Below are 15022 nucleotides of genomic sequence, written 5' to 3' on the forward strand. Positions count from 1 at the left end.
ATATTTTTTGATTTGAATCTATTGTAATTGGACTGATTTATATATACAATATATATAAACCATCACTACTATCTCAAAATGAGATGAATATATAACGGTGGATTAACATCGTGTCAATGCCTCCCCCGTTTTAATCGGGATAAAATCAATCATACAAATGAGGGATAACCAATGGAATTTAGACAATTGAAGTACTTTATTGAAGTAGCTGAACGCGAACACGTCTCTGAAGCAGCGCTCCATCTTCATGTGGCGCAATCAGCCATCAGCCGGCAAATAGCTAATTTAGAAAGTGAATTAGGGGTACAGTTATTTGAACGAGAAGGTCGTAATGTGAAGTTATTGCCGATTGGTAAAATCTTTTTAGTGCATGCGAAAGAAGCGATGAAAGCGATTGATTTCGCGAAAAAACAAATGGATGAATACATTGATCCTGAGCGTGGATCAATTAAAATTGGCTTTCCGACCAGTCTAGCTAGTACGATGTTGCCGCACTTGTTAGCTGAGTTTAAAGAACAATATCCTCATATTCATTTTCAATTACGTCAAGGCGCCTATAACTTTTTAATTGATGCGATTAAAGCAAGGGAATTAGACATTGCTTTTTTAGGTCCTGTCGTAACGGACGACCCACAAATTAATGGAGATGTGCTCTTTTATGAACAAATGTTTTTACTGGCGCCAAGAAGCCATCGACTTGCGAACCGTAAAAGCGTTTATTTAACTGAATTAAAGGATGAAGAGTTTGTGCTTTTCCCTAAAGGCTATATTTTTGAAAAGCTTGTGGTTGACGGCTGTCAATCAGTCGGGTTTGATCCTCATGTCACAACAGAGGGGGAAGATATGGATGCGATCAAAGGTATGGTCGCAGCGGGTATTGGTTTAACAATCTTACCAGAAAGTGCCCTGCATGAGCAGAGGTCTAACTTTACTGTGACCATTCCCATTAGCAGTCCGGACTTAAAGCGGAGCGTTGGGATTATTACACCTAAGCACAGAGAACTTGCCCCATCTGAGAAAGTCTTTTATAATTTTGTCTTAAACCAGTTTAATTCAGAGACAAATCTATCAGACAATGTGATTGATGAACCGGGACAAAGCGATCAAGATTTAGATTGACGTTTCATACATTTAAAGAGAGAAGGAATAAACTTATGGCGAAAAAACAATTAGCCACGTTCGCAGGTGGTTGCTTTTGGTGCATGGTAAAGCCTTTTGATACGTGGGAAGGTGTGCATCAAGTGACGTCTGGTTATACTGGTGGTCATGTTGAAAATCCAACCTATCAAGATGTAAAATCAGGAACGTCAGGTCATTATGAAGCGGTTCAAATTAGCTATGACCCTGATATCATCGATTATCAAACAATCCTTGATTTGTATTGGCCGCAAATTGACCCAACGGATGCTGGTGGACAATTTCATGACCGCGGGAGTCAGTATCGTACAGCAATTTTTTATCATGATGAGATGCAAGCACAACTGGCTGAAGCATCAAAACAACGCGTAGCTAGCAGTGGTTTATTTACCGCCCCTATTGTGACGGAAATATTACCAGCGACAACTTTTTATCCAGCGGAAGATTATCATCAAGACTACTACAAAACACATAAAGAAGATTACGAAGCGGACCGACAGAGATCAGGCCGTGATGACTTTATTAAAGACCATTGGAAAAAGTGATGGGGATAAATAAGTAGTTTCGTTCACTAAGAGAAAAATGAAAATAAGCATCCTTTGCGTCTATTACAATTATTGTTTGTTGCACATATCAAATGGATATGAAGAAAAACAGAAATATATTACCCCTAAAACACCGACACAAGGGCTGAGATTAACAGATGAAAATTTATATTAAAGATATTATTTGTATGTGTAATCTAAAAGGCATTGCTAAAAAGCAGTGCCTTTAATTATTAATGCTAGTCATTTTTCATATTAACTAGTACAGCTTGTTACTTTAAAATTAGGGCTTTTACAAGCCCCCACTTCAAAACTCGTTAGAGTTTAAGTGGTGGGTAATTGACTCAGGTCTCTAGTCCCTTTTGTATAGACCATATAAGAAACCAAACAAAACAACTAAAAACCCTGGATATATTAGAAGTCCACCTCTAGTTGTGGTTGTAGTATCCAGTGTAATGATTGCACCTATCAATATAATACTTATTCCCAATAACATTATTCTTGTTGAATGCATAAGGCACCTCCTATAGCCATACCCCTCTTAAATAATTACGTTAGATGAATAAGTTTCTATATTTAGTTTAACATAATATTTTCTTTTATTTATCAAATTTTCAATATTTTTAAAAGGATTACTTTACTAATTTTTTGCGCTTACCCATAAACAATAGGAGGTTATTCCACCTCCTATTGTTATCATATTTAAGCTGATATTTCCAACGCATATTTTAGTTTTCTCTGAATTAACGAAACAACGTAGAAGATTATCTTACTTTTGTTCATACACTTTTTACAGTTACCCGCCCAACATTGAATCAGGATGGCTATTGAGATCAACACATTACCACTCGGTAACCTCATCCCGGTCTCCTTTATTATTACCTTTTTTCGCAAAACGTCGGGTGAGTTCTCGTTTGACATCGGTTAATTCAACGCCGGTATCTTCCATCAAGACAAAGGTGTGATAAATCAGATCACTTATTTCTAACGTCATTTCTTCTTTATCTGCATTTTTAGCGGCAATAATAACTTCGCCAGCTTCTTCGATTAATTTCTTGCTTATTTTATCGACCCCTTTATTAAATAAGTAGTTCGTGTAGGAACCTTCTTTTGGGTCAATTTTTCGTTCTTTAATCTCATCAATCAAGGTATGAAAAATATTTGGATCAATCGATTGATCGTCGTGATTTTCTCTCACATGATTGAAAAAGCATGATTCTCGACCTGTATGACAGGCCGGGCCATTTTTTTCAACTTCAATCAGTAAGGTATCTTGATCACAATCAAGCGTGATGGATAGCACTTTTTGGGTATGACCAGACGTGGCCCCTTTATGCCATAATTCTTCACGTGAGCGTGAGTAAAAGACCGTTTCGTTTGTTTCTAATGTTTTTTGGTAAGCCTCTTCGTTCATATAGGCCAGCATTAACACATCTTTTGTTTCATAATCAATAATCACCGCTGGGACAAGTCCTTTAGAAAAATCAGGTTTCACGAACAAGCACTCCTTTCTTGACACAGGCATCTTTTACATCTTTGACACGATAAGCCTCTTCATGAAAAATTGAGGCCGCAAGGCCTGCCGAGACATCGGTTGCTTGGAATACTTCGGTAAAGTGATCCGGATGCCCAACGCCACCTGAGGCAATGACAGGAATGCGCACCGCATCGACAATTGCTTGTGTCAGTGGTAAATCAAAACCAGTTTTTACCCCATCTGCATCAACACTTGTCAGTAATATCTCTCCTGCACCTAATGATTCGACTTGTTTTGCCCATTCAATGGCATCTAGACCCGCATCTTTAGAACCACCATGGGTCATCACATGCCAACCATCATCAAATCGCTTGGCATCGATCGCAACGACAATACACTGGTTACCGAATCGTGCACTTGCTTCTTTTACAAGATTTGGTTCGTGCACGGCAGCTGAATTAATGCCGACTTTGTCAGCGCCTGCTTGTAGGAGACGATTTACATCTTCAATCGAGCGGACACCCCCACCAACGGTAAATGGGACATGAATATTTTTAGCGGTCCTTTCAACAATATCAACCATCGTCTGTCTGGCTTCATTTGTCGCAGAAATGTCTAGAAAGACGATCTCATCAGCGCCCTGTTCAGAATAACGCTTCGCCATGTCAACGGGGTCACCTAATTCACGCAGTCCAACAAAATTTACACCCTTTACAACTTTTCCGTTTTTAACGTCAAGACAAGGAATGATTCGTTTGGCGATCATAGCTTCACCGCCTCGGATAAATCGATGGCTCCTTGATAAATGGCTTTACCCACAATCGCTTCTTCAATGCCAATCGCTTTTAGTGCTTCTAAATCACTTATTTTACTAATGCCACCACTGGCAACAATCGTTGCGTCAACAGCCTTGTTTAAGGCGTCTAACTGATCAATACTTGGCCCTGTCATGGTGCCGTCTTTTGAAATATCAGTAAAGACAATGGTCTCTACGCCAAGGGCCACCATTTCTTTAGCAAAGGTAATATAATCTTTATCAGAAACTGTCTCCCAACCATGCGTTGCCACGCGCTTATCTTTCGCATCAATGCCAACAACAATCTGTTTCTTGTAAAGAGCGACCGCTTCTTTTAAAAAGTCAGGACTCTCAATCGCCGCCGTACCTAACACAATCCGGTCGACACCTAGAGTGACAAGCTCTTCAACTTCTTTCATTGAGCGAATGCCCCCGCCAACTTCAATCGGCACAGTTGAATGTTCAACCAAGGTTTTAATTAAGGGGTATTGGCGCTTATTGGGATCTCTTGCCCCATCTAAGTCAACAATATGGACAATCTCAGCCCCATTCTCGATAAAGGTTTCAAGTTGTTTGATTGGGTCTTTCGCGACTTGTTCTGACTTGTTAAAATCGCCTTGATACAGTCTCACGCACTGTCCATTTAGTAAATCAATCGCTGGTAATATTTTCATCGTTTCACCTCATTTAAAAATGTTTGAATAATGTCTGAGCCTACGTCGGCGCTTTTCTCTGGGTGGAATTGGATGCCGAAAATATGCCCTGAGCGCACAATCGCCGTAATCGCTTCCCCGTAGTTACTTTTGGCGACGATATAGCGATCATCCGTCTCCGCTTGATACGTATGCACAAAATAAACAAAGGTTTGTTCAAAAGATTTGAAAGCAGGATGCATATCAGAGATCTTTAGCTGGTTCCAACCGACATGCGGCAGAATATAATCGGTATTAATCTTTCTTACGGTACCAGGGATGAGGTTTAACCCTTTCGCTACCTCTCCTTCTGTGCCCTCTGAAAACAACAGCTGCATCCCTAAACAAATGCCTAAGAATGGTTTTGTTTTGGCTAAGTCAATCAATAAATCATATAAATCGCGCGAGTAAATCTCTTTCATCGCTGCTTGAAACGAACCAACACCAGGTAAGACAATGATATCAGCTTGATATAATGTGGCCTTGTCATCGGTTACGACAACTGTCTCTCCAAGCTTTTCAAAAGCATGTCTCACACTTAATACATTTCCCATGCCATAATCGACAATCGCAATCATTCAAGCAGCCCCTTCGTTGAATTAACCCCTTTAATTTCAGGATTAATTTTAATAGCTTGGGAGAGCGCTTGACCGAGTGCTTTAAAAATCGCTTCAATTTTATGGTGTGTATTTATTCCATACAAAACACGTGCGTGCAGTGTGATACCAGCATGAACCATAAAGGCTTGTAAAAATTCGCGCACAAGTTCTGTGTCGAAATTGCCTAATGTCTCATTCGTGAACTCAGCATCTAACACGAGGTAAGGTCGACCGCTAATATCAAGGGACACAAACCCTAGCGCTTCGTCCATTGGTACGTAAGCTGTTCCATAGCGATTAATCCCGACTTTATCACCTAGGGCTTCTTTAAATAATTGACCGATGACAATTCCAACATCTTCAACCGTATGGTGACTATCAATATGTAAGTCGCCATCTGCCTTTACTTCAAGCGAAAAGCGTCCGTGTGAAGCAAAGAGTGTCAACATGTGATCAAAAAAACCAACCCCCGTATCGATTGAAACGGGTGCTTGTGCATCTAAATTAAGGGAAACATCGATGGATGTTTCATATGTTTGTCGTTGTTTTGTACTTTTACGCATGTTCATTCCTCTTTTCTTTATCCATCAATTAATCTTCAAATCGCTTAATGACCGCTTCAGCATGACCATCCAATTGTTCTTCTCTGGCGATTGTGACAACGTCATTTTTCGCTAGTTGTAGCGCCTCTTTCGAGTAATATAAAAACGTCGTTTTCTTAACGAAATCATCAACAGATAAACCAGATGAGAATTTTGCTGTACCTGATGTTGGTAAGACATGATTAGGTCCAGCGTAATAGTCACCAAGTGATTCCGGTGTGTAATGACCTAAGAACACGCTGCCGGCATGCTTAATATAGCGTAAATAATCAAGTGGTTGATCCACTTGAATTTCTAGGTGTTCAGGTGCTAGTATGTTAGACAATTCAAATGCTTCATCAAGGGAAGCGACATAGACGAGTCCTCCTAAATCCCTTAAGGCTTTTTCGGCAATCTCAACCCTTGGTAACACGCTTAACTGCTTTTCAAGTGCTCGTGTTGTCTCATCAATGAGTTCTTTTGATGTGGTAAACAAATAGGCACGTGCTAACGTATCGTGTTCTGCTTGGGCAATTAAATCACTAGCAATATGTTTCGCTTGTGCGGTTTCATCGGCAATAATCGCGACCTCTGACGGTCCAGCGACCATATCTATGCCGACATCACCGAATACGAGGGACTTTGCAGCGGCGACGTAAGCATTACCAGGTCCGACAATTTTATCAACTTTCGGTAATGATTCTGTTCCGTAGCTTAGACCGGCAATGGCTTGAATCCCACCAACTTTATAAATATCCGTTACCCCGGCAATATCCGCGGCTACAAGTAGAATAGGATTGATGGTCTCGCCGAAACGCTCAGGTGTCACCATGATGACGTTGGTCACGCCTGCTAAAACAGCCGGAATCGCATTCATCAACACCGATGACGGGTAACAAGCGGTACCACCAGGCACGTAAATACCGACATTCTCAATTGGCGTGTACAACTGTCCGGATACAATGTCTTTATCATGCTGCATAAATCGTGATTCTTTCAATTGTTTTTGGTGAAAGCTTCGGATATTGTCCGCGGCACGTTTCAATGCATCGATAACATCTGGTTTAATCTGATCCCAAGCAGCTTGTCGCTCCTCATTAGAAACTTTTAAGTCACCTTCTAACTTGCCATCAAATTTTTCAATGTAGTAAAATAACGCCTCATCTTTATCCCGGCGAATATGTTTAATGACATCTTTAGCCACTTGTTCAATGTGTTCTTTTTGTTCATTAGGTGCTTGTTGATGCTTAAGTTGGGCAAGAAAACTTTCTTTATCTAGAATGTTAATCATGCTCGTTTCCTCCATTCGGCTTAAGACGGTCAATCACGGGCTTTAGCTCTTCTCGTTTAATCTTCAAGGCAGAACGATTGGCAATCAGTCTCGCACTAAATTGCATAAACTCTTCTTCAACGACTAAGCCGTTTTCTTTAAGGGTATTACCTGTTTCTACAATATCTACAATCGCATCCGACAAACCTAAAATAGGTGCTAGTTCAACGGACCCTTCTAATTTGATAATATCAACAGACTCACCTTTCTCTTTATAGAAAGCTTTGGTGATACCGGTATATTTACTCGCAATGCGTTTTTTTCCATTTGACCAGACTTTTCCTTCCTCGGTGGCTACTGCCATGCGGCAAGCACCAAAAGGGAGCGGGAATAAGTCAAACACATCAGGTTGACATTCAGCTAAGATATCGCCGCCGACAATGCCTAAGTCAGCAATGCCGTACTGGACATAGGTTGCGACGTCTGGTCCTTTAGCAAAAATGAATTGAAAATCGTCCGTATCAACCCGTAATTTTCGCCCTTTATCCGTTAAAGGCTCAATATCGTAACCTAACGATTGATAGTAGTTTAAAAATTGCTTTTCTAAACGCCCTTTTGTTAGCGCAATAACTGGCTTCACTTCGCTCCCTCATTTCTTAAATCGATGATTGTTTCGTAATCTTTTTCGTTCGGTTCACTATAGACGACATCAACGATTTTGTCGGTCATAGTGCGTCGTTTTAGTTCTGCGAGTACGTGCGTCTCTTCTGATGCGATAATCGCTACACGAGAGAGCTCTTCCACTTGAACAGACCCTGCAAGTACATCGACATCAAAAGCTAAGCCAATCGCTTGTATCGACTGATTAAATTGTTGATACAATTTATCGTACCGTCCTCCAGAGAAACATTCTTCTCCACTTGTTGTTAAGTAACCTCTAAACATCGTTCCGCTATAATAAGGCAATTGTTTGACACGACCTAAATCAACAATGGTTTGATCTATTCCCAGTTGTTCCAGAACGTTGACTAATTGAGTCAACTCTTTTATGATGGTCACAATCGTATCATCATCTTGATATTTAACTTTATAGCGGTCAAGAATTGAGACATCACCATAGGCATCAATCAGATCCAAGAGTTGTTGTTGGACCCGCGTATTGTTTTGCGTGAGATCCTTTACAACGTCTTGACGCTTATCGTGCATCGCTTGACGCAGTTTCGTCTCTTCATCTGGTGTGAGTGATAGTGGGGCAATCATTGTTTCATAAATGCCGGTATGACCAAGTTCGATGACATAGTCCGAGACATCAACAGCTGATAAGTAGTCAATCGCAAAACATAGTGTTTCTATCTCGCCCTCAATCGGAGCCGTACGAATCATCTCAATGCCTGCTTGTCTACTTTCAATACCGTCTTTATCTTGGGTAAACACAGAACCTTGATAGAACCATTTTGATTCTTTTGGATTCAGTTTCATCAGAGCTCTAGCGATAGCAGTCGTCCAATCAGGACGGAGAACTTCAATCGCACCTTCTCGGTCAAACCACTTTAATAACTGTTGAAAAGGCATTCCAACATGTGGATTCGTAAAAGTATCCGCATATTCTATCACCGGTGTTTCAATCGCTTTAAATCCGCGAGAAACCGCGACATCATTAAAGATTTGGTATACGTGTTGTTTTTTTAGTAGGATCTTGCCAATTTGATCTTGACTGCCATCAGGTAAAAACATACTGTCACATCCGTTTCTTTATTACTCTACCACTTTAGCGCGATAAAGTATTGATCGTGTTATTAATTTAACATTATTTTATGAACTGGTCAACAATTTTCTCTTTTCTAATTGTTCAGTTAATTATATCATACATAATAGAAGGAGGTTTTTAAATGTCTAATTTAGGAGATTTTCATATCCATACCCCATTTTGTCCACACGGAACAACCGATTCATTGAGTCAGTATGCAGAAAAAGCATGCGCATTAGGGTTAACAGCTATCAGTTTCACTGAGCACGCCCCACTACCTAACGGGTTTATCGATCCAACCCCAGACCAGGATAGCGGCATGAGCCCAGACCAAGTAGACGCTTATATTCAAGCGGTTCAAGCAATAAAAGAAACGTATAAAAACCGACTGACCATTCATCTTGGGTTTGAAGTCGATTACATTGAAGGATTTGAAGAGGACATCAGCCATTTTCTTGACACCTATGGTGACGTGATTGATGATGCGATTTTATCCGTGCATATGCTAAAGGACCACACAGGTAAGTTTCATTGTCTTGATTTTAGTTCGGAGGCTTTTGGTGAGTTAGTAACAGTGTTCGGATCAGTCGAAGCGGTCTATCATGCTTATTTTCAAACGATTGAACGATCTGTCTGTAGTGATTTAGGTAAGTTTAAGCCGTCACGTATCGGTCATATCACCCTTGTTGAAAAGTTTAAGAAAGTGTATCCTTATACGTATTCACAGGCTATGATGCAACAGATTGACTGCTTATTATCATTAATAAAAAAAGAAGGTTATAGTCTAGATGTCAATACCGCTGGTTTATTTAAACCCCATTGCGGTACGCTTTACCCTAATCCAACGGTGTTAAAACTTGCCAAAGAAAAACAAATTCCTTTACGGCTAGGTTCCGATGCCCATCAAGCATCTGACGTTGGTCGTCGCTTTCAGTTAAGTTTAATTGAATGAATGATCTAGACAAAAGTCAAACAGCCGTGAATGGTTATAGCCATTCACGGCTGTTTTGTATATGATCCAATGGTATTATAACAGATCTAACGGTTATTTATCTTCTTTAAATGGCGCTTCATAGGTTGTTTCTTTATAAACATTGATGACATCGCCAACTTGATCTGTGTCCAATACAAATGAGCCGTTACTATAACGGTCACTTAATGATAAGGCCATGGGGTGGTGGACACTACGGTCACCACTGATTGTTTCAAGTACGATTTGTTCAAGGTTACTACACTCTAAAAATCCAATGACACGGTGTGGTTTCCCTTTTAATTCACGCAACATGATTTGTCCACGGTTCGCTCGTTTGGCTGTTTCAAACAACGACAGCGCCATACGTTTCATGGCCCCGCGCTGTGTGACTAAGGTGAAGAATGTGTCATCATCATCCCCTGACATCACTAGACCACTGACGACATGTTCATCTTGTTTCAGTTGAATCGCTTTAACACCAGCAGCACGTTGGCCTACAGGAGAGATTTCAGCCTCGTTATAACGAAGACCGTAGCCGCGATTTGAGACGACGAACACATCTTGTAAGCCGTTTGAACGGTAAACGCTAATCACTTCATCGCCCTTTTTTAGTCCGGTCGCAATGAGTGGTTTTGAATAACGACTGGCTTCGTATTGTTTTAATTCTGAACGTTTGACCATGCCGTCTTTTGTAAAGAAAATCAAATACTCTGAGGTGTTAAAGTCTCTTATTGGCATCGCTTCAATAATCTTTTCACCTTGGTCTAAACCGACTAAATGAGAGGCGTGCTGGGCGAGGTCTTTCCAACGAATATCTGGTAAAGTATGCACCGGCGCATAAATATATTTGCCGCGATTCGTAAACATTAACATTGTATCGGTTGTATTGACTTCATAGAGCCCAACTAAATGGTCTTCTTCTTTCATCGCTAAATCCGCGCCATTGGAGGCTTGATAAGATCTTAAGCTTGTCCGCTTAATATAGCCATCATGCGTTACAGAAACTAAGACATCTTCACTCGCAATCATCACTTCTAAATTGATTTTTAGTTCTTCCACTTCTTTTTCAATCGTCGTTAAACGCTCGGTGTTGAAACGTTTCTTCAAGTCTTTTAAGTCTTTTTTGATCACGTTATCTAATGTCTGATCATCGGTCACAATTTTTTCTAACCGACTCATTTCTTTTGTCAGGGCCTCAAGTTCTTGTTGAAGAGCGGTAATATCTGTATTTGTTAGACGATATAATTGTAAATTGACGATCGCTTCGGCTTGTTCTTCAGTAAATTGATAAGCCTGTTTAATGCGGGTTTTCGCGTCTTTTTTATCGTTACTTTGACGGATTGTTTGAATTAATTCATCTAATACTGAAATCGCTTTGATTAACCCCTCAACGATATGGTGACGAGTTTTAGCTTTATTTAAATCGAACTTAGCTGCTCGTCTAATCACATGACGTTGGTGTTTAATATAAGCTTCTAACATATCAATCAGTGACATAAGCTTTGGCGTTTTATCAACGATCGCAACCATATTAAAGTTGTAGGTTATTTGTAAATCAGTATTTTTATAAAAGAAATTCAAAATCCCTTCACTATCAGCTTCTTTTTTGAGTTCTATCACAATGCGCATCCCCGTACGATCGGTTTCGTCACGAATCTCAGCCACACCTTCTACTTTACGGTCGAGTTTTAACTCATCCATCCGTTTAACTAGGTTGGCTTTATTAACTTCATAAGGAATTTCAGTGATAACGATTTGTTCACGCTTGCTACGTAACGTTTCAATCTCACATCTACCTCTGACAACGACTTTTCCTTTACCGGTACGGTAAGCTTGTTTAATACCATCTTCCCCTTGAATAATCCCACCTGTTGGAAAATCCGGTCCTGGAATGAATCGCATTAACTCATCGATTGTCACATCAGGTGCATCAATTTTCTTAATAACCGCATCAATGACTTCATTTAAGTTATGAGGCGGGATATCGGTCGCATAACCAGCAGAGATTCCGGTTGATCCGTTAACAAGTAAATTAGGAAAACGCGCTGGTAAAACGACAGGTTCATGGTTGGTATCATCAAAGTTTGGAATGAATTCAACCGTCTCTTTGTCAATATCACGCAGTAATTCACTGGCAATTGACGCCAGACGCGCTTCAGTATAACGCATAGCTGCGGGTGGGTCTCCGTCAACACTCCCGTTATTCCCATGCATTTCCACAAGCACATTGCGTACTTTCCAGTCTTGCGATAATCGTACCATGGCTTCATAAACTGAGCTATCACCGTGTGGGTGATAGTTCCCAATCACAGTACCAACCGTTTTGGCTGACTTTCTAAACCCTTTTTCATGGGTATTTCCTTCTTTATGCATTGCATAAAGGATCCGGCGCTGGACCGGTTTAAGTCCATCACGCGCATCAGGTAACGCTCGGTCTTGAATAATATATTTACTATAACGACCAAAACGGTCGCCAATCACTTCTTCTAATGGTAAATCTAAAAATTGCTCACGTTGTGGCAAGGTTCTTCCTCCTTAACTCGATACTTACTTATGATTCGGTATGAATATTCTCATTTTCGATAATGTTTGTTTCTTCATCTAAGCCAAATTGCACATGTGATTCAATCCATTTACGACGCGGCGCTACTTTATCTCCCATAAGCGTTGTGACACGGCGCTCAGCTCGAGCTAAGTCATCAATTGTCACGCGAATCAATGTACGAGATTCGGGGTTCATGGTTGTGTCCCAAAGTTGATCAGCATTCATCTCACCTAAACCTTTATAACGCTGTAAAATGTATCCAGATTTTAATTCTTTAATTATTTCTTTCATTTCTTCGTCACTCCATGCGTAACGAATAGTTTCTTTTTTTCCTTTACCTTTTGAGATCTTATAGAGTGGTGGTAAGGCGATGTAGATTTTACCTGCATCAATCAGTGGACGCATATACCGATAGAAAAACGTGAGTAAGAGCACTTGAATATGAGCGCCATCTGTATCGGCATCTGTCATAATAATGACTTTGTCATATTGGGCATCGTCAACATCAAAGTCAGCTCCTACCCCGGCACCAATCGTGTGTATAATCGTGGAAATTTCCTCGTTTTTAAAGACATCTTCTAGTTTTGTCTTCTCTGTGTTTACAACTTTCCCTCGCAATGGTAAGACCGCTTGGAACTTCCGGTCTCGTCCTTGTTTAGCTGACCCACCAGCCGAGTCACCCTCCACGAGATACAGTTCATTCTTTTTTGGATTGCGCGACTGCGCTGGCGTTAATTTACCACTGAGTAAGGCATCTTTTCGTTTTTTCTTTTTGCCTGTTCGAGCATCGTCACGTGCCCGGCGAGCCGCCTCACGTGCTTCTTTAGCACGAATCGCCTTTTTCAATAAGGACTGGGCAAGTTCAGCATTTTCTTCTAAGAAATAGCTCAATTGTTCACTAATGACAGTGTCAACAGCCGTTCGTGCCTCACTTGTACCCAGTTTTCCCTTTGTTTGACCTTCAAACTGGAGTTTTTCTTCAGGAATTCTAACGCTAACAATACTTGTAAATCCTTCCCGAATATCACTTCCATCTAAATTTTTATCTTTATCTTTGAGTAAATTAATTTTGCGTGCATATTCATTAAAGACGCGGGTGACGCCAGCTTTAGCCCCTGCTTCATGCGTCCCGCCATCCTTCGTTCGAACATTGTTGACAAAACTTAAAATGCTCTCAGTGTAGCCATCATTGAACTGAAAACTAAAATCGACTTCAATGCCGTTATGTTCACCTTCAAAGGCGACGACGTCATGTAAGACATCTTTATCTTCATTTAAGTATGTAACAAAAGCTTTTAGTCCTTCTGGATAGACGTATTCTTCCGTAACATCATGCCGTTTGTCGATTAAGGTAATGTTGATTCCTTTCAATAAAAAGGCCGATTCACGCAGGCGTTCTGATAGAATGTCAAATTGAAATGTTGTTGTTGAAAAAATAGTTGGATCTGGTTTAAAGTGAATGGTCGTCCCTGTCTGTTTTGTCTTTCCGATTTCTATTAAGTCACCATCAGACTTACCGCCGTTTGAGAACGATTGTTGCATGATTTTACCGTCACGTTTAATGGTGACCGTTAAACGTTCAGATAAAGCATTAACAACCGATGCACCTACCCCGTGGAGACCACCAGACGTCTTATAACCGCCTTGACCAAACTTACCCCCAGCATGTAAGACAGTTAAAATAACTTCAGGTGTGGACTTCCCTGATTTATGCATACCAATCGGCATTCCGCGGGCTTCATCAGTCACGGTAATGCTGTTATCTTGTTCAATCGTCACGGTTATTTTTTCTCCAAAGCCCGCGAGGGCTTCATCGACGGCGTTATCAACAATCTCATAAACGAGATGGTGCAAGCCGCGGGCATCGGTTGAACCGATATACATCCCTGGTCTTTTTCTAACGGCTTCTAAGCCTTCTAATACTTGAATTGAATCATCGGTATAATTATTTGTTCGTGTCAACGTTCTTTTTCCCCTTCCAATTGGTGATCGTTCAATCACCAAATAACGAACTGTTGTTTGAATAAGCTCATAAAGTATAGCATGACTGTTTTGAAAAAGACAAGTGTCCCTTTAATCCATGACTTCATAATACTTTACTTTGATACAGGTATCCATAATAAGTTTCACTTGATCATGATAGCGCTTAAATACACCTTCATCATAAATACCAAGTTGCGCCCAGACAACGGGGGCTTCAATGGCTATCGCTTCTTTCACGATATCTTCAAGAAAAATCGTTTTTCTAAACACATTAACGATATCAACTGGCTCATCAATATCCGATAAGGATGAGACACTGGCTTCCCCAAGCGCTTCGTTAATGGTTGGGTTTACGGGAATAATTTTGTAGCCTTGTTGCTGCATCAGCTTACTTACTTGATACGATGTGCGGTGTGGTTTATCCGATAATCCTACCACGGCAATCGTTTGACTTTCTGTCAACAGACGCTTAAATGTTTGATTGGATGTTTGTTCAGTATACATATCGTCACCTCTTATATTTGAATTTTTTTACTGTTATAATGGCGTCACCTTTAGTTTAAGCCTTTTTTTAGTGTTTGGTCAAATTGAGATGATTTTTCGAACGAATGAAAAGTTAAATCTGTCCACAACTCACACACAATGACACATTGAAACCGACGGAGAAAAGTTTAGCA

Annotated in this window: 14 protein-coding genes; 3 read left to right on the forward strand and 11 right to left on the reverse strand. The window is 40.4% G+C overall.

Annotated features, from left to right (window positions below; translation table 11 throughout):
* Positions 1–171 precede the first annotated feature (171 nt).
* Both gltC and msrA read left to right on the forward strand, forming a co-directional pair.
* On the forward strand, positions 172–1119 hold the full coding sequence (gene gltC / locus BM390_RS08895) for a glutamate biosynthesis transcriptional regulator GltC (protein ID WP_062322496.1): 948 nt from the start codon (positions 172–174) through the stop codon (positions 1117–1119).
* Positions 1120–1154: 35 nt separating this feature from the next.
* Complete coding sequence (gene msrA, locus BM390_RS08900; protein WP_089854372.1) at positions 1155–1682, forward strand: peptide-methionine (S)-S-oxide reductase MsrA; 528 nt, start codon at positions 1155–1157, stop codon at positions 1680–1682.
* Positions 1683–2523: 841 nt separating this feature from the next.
* Here the strand turns inward: msrA and hisIE are convergent.
* Genes hisIE through BM390_RS08940 form a run of 8 tightly spaced genes read right to left on the reverse strand, consistent with a single transcriptional unit; the run spans position 2524 to position 8831 of the window.
* On the reverse strand, positions 2524–3177 hold the full coding sequence (gene hisIE / locus BM390_RS08905; RefSeq protein WP_062322494.1) for a bifunctional phosphoribosyl-AMP cyclohydrolase/phosphoribosyl-ATP diphosphatase HisIE: 654 nt from the start codon (positions 3175–3177) through the stop codon (positions 2524–2526).
* Positions 3167–3925: an imidazole glycerol phosphate synthase subunit HisF gene (gene hisF / locus BM390_RS08910; RefSeq protein WP_062322492.1), complete on the reverse strand. Its 759-nt coding sequence runs from the start codon at positions 3923–3925 to the stop codon at positions 3167–3169. Before hisF ends, hisIE begins: the two co-directional genes overlap by 11 nt.
* Entirely contained in the window at positions 3922–4629 is a 708-nt protein-coding gene (gene hisA / locus BM390_RS08915; RefSeq protein WP_062322490.1) for a 1-(5-phosphoribosyl)-5-[(5-phosphoribosylamino)methylideneamino]imidazole-4-carboxamide isomerase, read from the reverse strand. The genes hisF and hisA overlap by 4 nt, the downstream gene beginning before the upstream one ends.
* Positions 4626–5225 carry an imidazole glycerol phosphate synthase subunit HisH gene (gene hisH / locus BM390_RS08920; RefSeq protein WP_089854375.1) on the reverse strand — a complete coding sequence of 200 codons (600 nt, stop codon included), beginning with the start codon at positions 5223–5225 and terminating at the stop codon, positions 4626–4628. Before hisH ends, hisA begins: the two co-directional genes overlap by 4 nt.
* Complete coding sequence (gene hisB / locus BM390_RS08925; RefSeq protein ID WP_089854379.1) at positions 5222–5809, reverse strand: imidazoleglycerol-phosphate dehydratase HisB; 588 nt, start codon at positions 5807–5809, stop codon at positions 5222–5224. Before hisB ends, hisH begins: the two co-directional genes overlap by 4 nt.
* Before the next feature lie 28 nt (positions 5810–5837).
* On the reverse strand, positions 5838–7118 hold the full coding sequence (gene hisD, locus BM390_RS08930; protein WP_089854381.1) for a histidinol dehydrogenase: 1281 nt from the start codon (positions 7116–7118) through the stop codon (positions 5838–5840).
* The gene (gene hisG / locus BM390_RS08935) at positions 7111–7737 is read right to left on the reverse strand and encodes an ATP phosphoribosyltransferase (protein ID WP_062322488.1); all 627 of its coding nucleotides are present in this window, start codon (positions 7735–7737) and stop codon (positions 7111–7113) included. The genes hisD and hisG overlap by 8 nt, the downstream gene beginning before the upstream one ends.
* Complete coding sequence (locus BM390_RS08940) at positions 7734–8831, reverse strand: ATP phosphoribosyltransferase regulatory subunit (protein ID WP_089854384.1); 1098 nt, start codon at positions 8829–8831, stop codon at positions 7734–7736. The genes hisG and BM390_RS08940 overlap by 4 nt, the downstream gene beginning before the upstream one ends.
* Before the next feature lie 155 nt (positions 8832–8986).
* Here BM390_RS08940 and hisJ point away from each other — a divergent pair, with 155 nt between their 5' ends.
* A complete protein-coding gene (gene hisJ, locus BM390_RS08945; RefSeq protein ID WP_062322486.1) occupies positions 8987–9796 on the forward strand; it encodes a histidinol-phosphatase HisJ in 810 nt (269 codons plus the stop codon).
* Between the two features lie 93 nt (positions 9797–9889).
* Here hisJ and parC read toward each other — a convergent pair whose 3' ends face one another.
* The 3 genes from parC to BM390_RS08960 all read right to left on the reverse strand — a co-directional run bounded on the left by parC (position 9890) and on the right by BM390_RS08960 (position 14849).
* Positions 9890–12340 carry a DNA topoisomerase IV subunit A gene (gene parC, locus BM390_RS08950; protein WP_089854387.1) on the reverse strand — a complete coding sequence of 817 codons (2451 nt, stop codon included), beginning with the start codon at positions 12338–12340 and terminating at the stop codon, positions 9890–9892.
* Positions 12341–12368: 28 nt separating this feature from the next.
* On the reverse strand, positions 12369–14324 hold the full coding sequence (gene parE, locus BM390_RS08955; protein WP_089854390.1) for a DNA topoisomerase IV subunit B: 1956 nt from the start codon (positions 14322–14324) through the stop codon (positions 12369–12371).
* 111 nt (positions 14325–14435) lie between these two features.
* Positions 14436–14849 (reverse strand): CoA-binding protein, encoded by a 414-nt coding sequence (locus BM390_RS08960; RefSeq protein ID WP_062322484.1) that lies wholly within the window; start codon positions 14847–14849, stop codon positions 14436–14438.
* Between the last annotated feature and the right edge of the window lie 173 nt (positions 14850–15022).

The sequence above is a fragment of the Halolactibacillus miurensis genome, assembly GCF_900116255.1.
GTDB classification, from domain to species: domain Bacteria; phylum Bacillota; class Bacilli; order Bacillales; family Amphibacillaceae; genus Halolactibacillus; species Halolactibacillus miurensis.

Excerpts from the sequence above, each read along its gene's own strand:
- hisD (WP_089854381.1), bottom strand. The coding sequence starts at position 7,118 with ATGATTAACATTCTAGATAAAGAAAGTTTTCTTGCCCAACTTAAGCAT.
- hisH (WP_089854375.1), bottom strand. The coding sequence starts at position 5,225 with ATGATTGCGATTGTCGATTATGGCATGGGAAATGTATTAAGTGTGAGA.
- msrA (WP_089854372.1), top strand. The coding sequence starts at position 1,155 with ATGGCGAAAAAACAATTAGCCACGTTCGCAGGTGGTTGCTTTTGGTGC.
- gltC (WP_062322496.1), top strand. The coding sequence starts at position 172 with ATGGAATTTAGACAATTGAAGTACTTTATTGAAGTAGCTGAACGCGAA.
- hisJ (WP_062322486.1), top strand. The coding sequence starts at position 8,987 with ATGTCTAATTTAGGAGATTTTCATATCCATACCCCATTTTGTCCACAC.
- hisA (WP_062322490.1), bottom strand. The coding sequence starts at position 4,629 with ATGAAAATATTACCAGCGATTGATTTACTAAATGGACAGTGCGTGAGA.
- BM390_RS08940 (WP_089854384.1), bottom strand. The coding sequence starts at position 8,831 with ATGTTTTTACCTGATGGCAGTCAAGATCAAATTGGCAAGATCCTACTA.
- hisB (WP_089854379.1), bottom strand. The coding sequence starts at position 5,809 with ATGCGTAAAAGTACAAAACAACGACAAACATATGAAACATCCATCGAT.
- BM390_RS08960 (WP_062322484.1), bottom strand. The coding sequence starts at position 14,849 with ATGTATACTGAACAAACATCCAATCAAACATTTAAGCGTCTGTTGACA.
- hisF (WP_062322492.1), bottom strand. The coding sequence starts at position 3,925 with ATGATCGCCAAACGAATCATTCCTTGTCTTGACGTTAAAAACGGAAAA.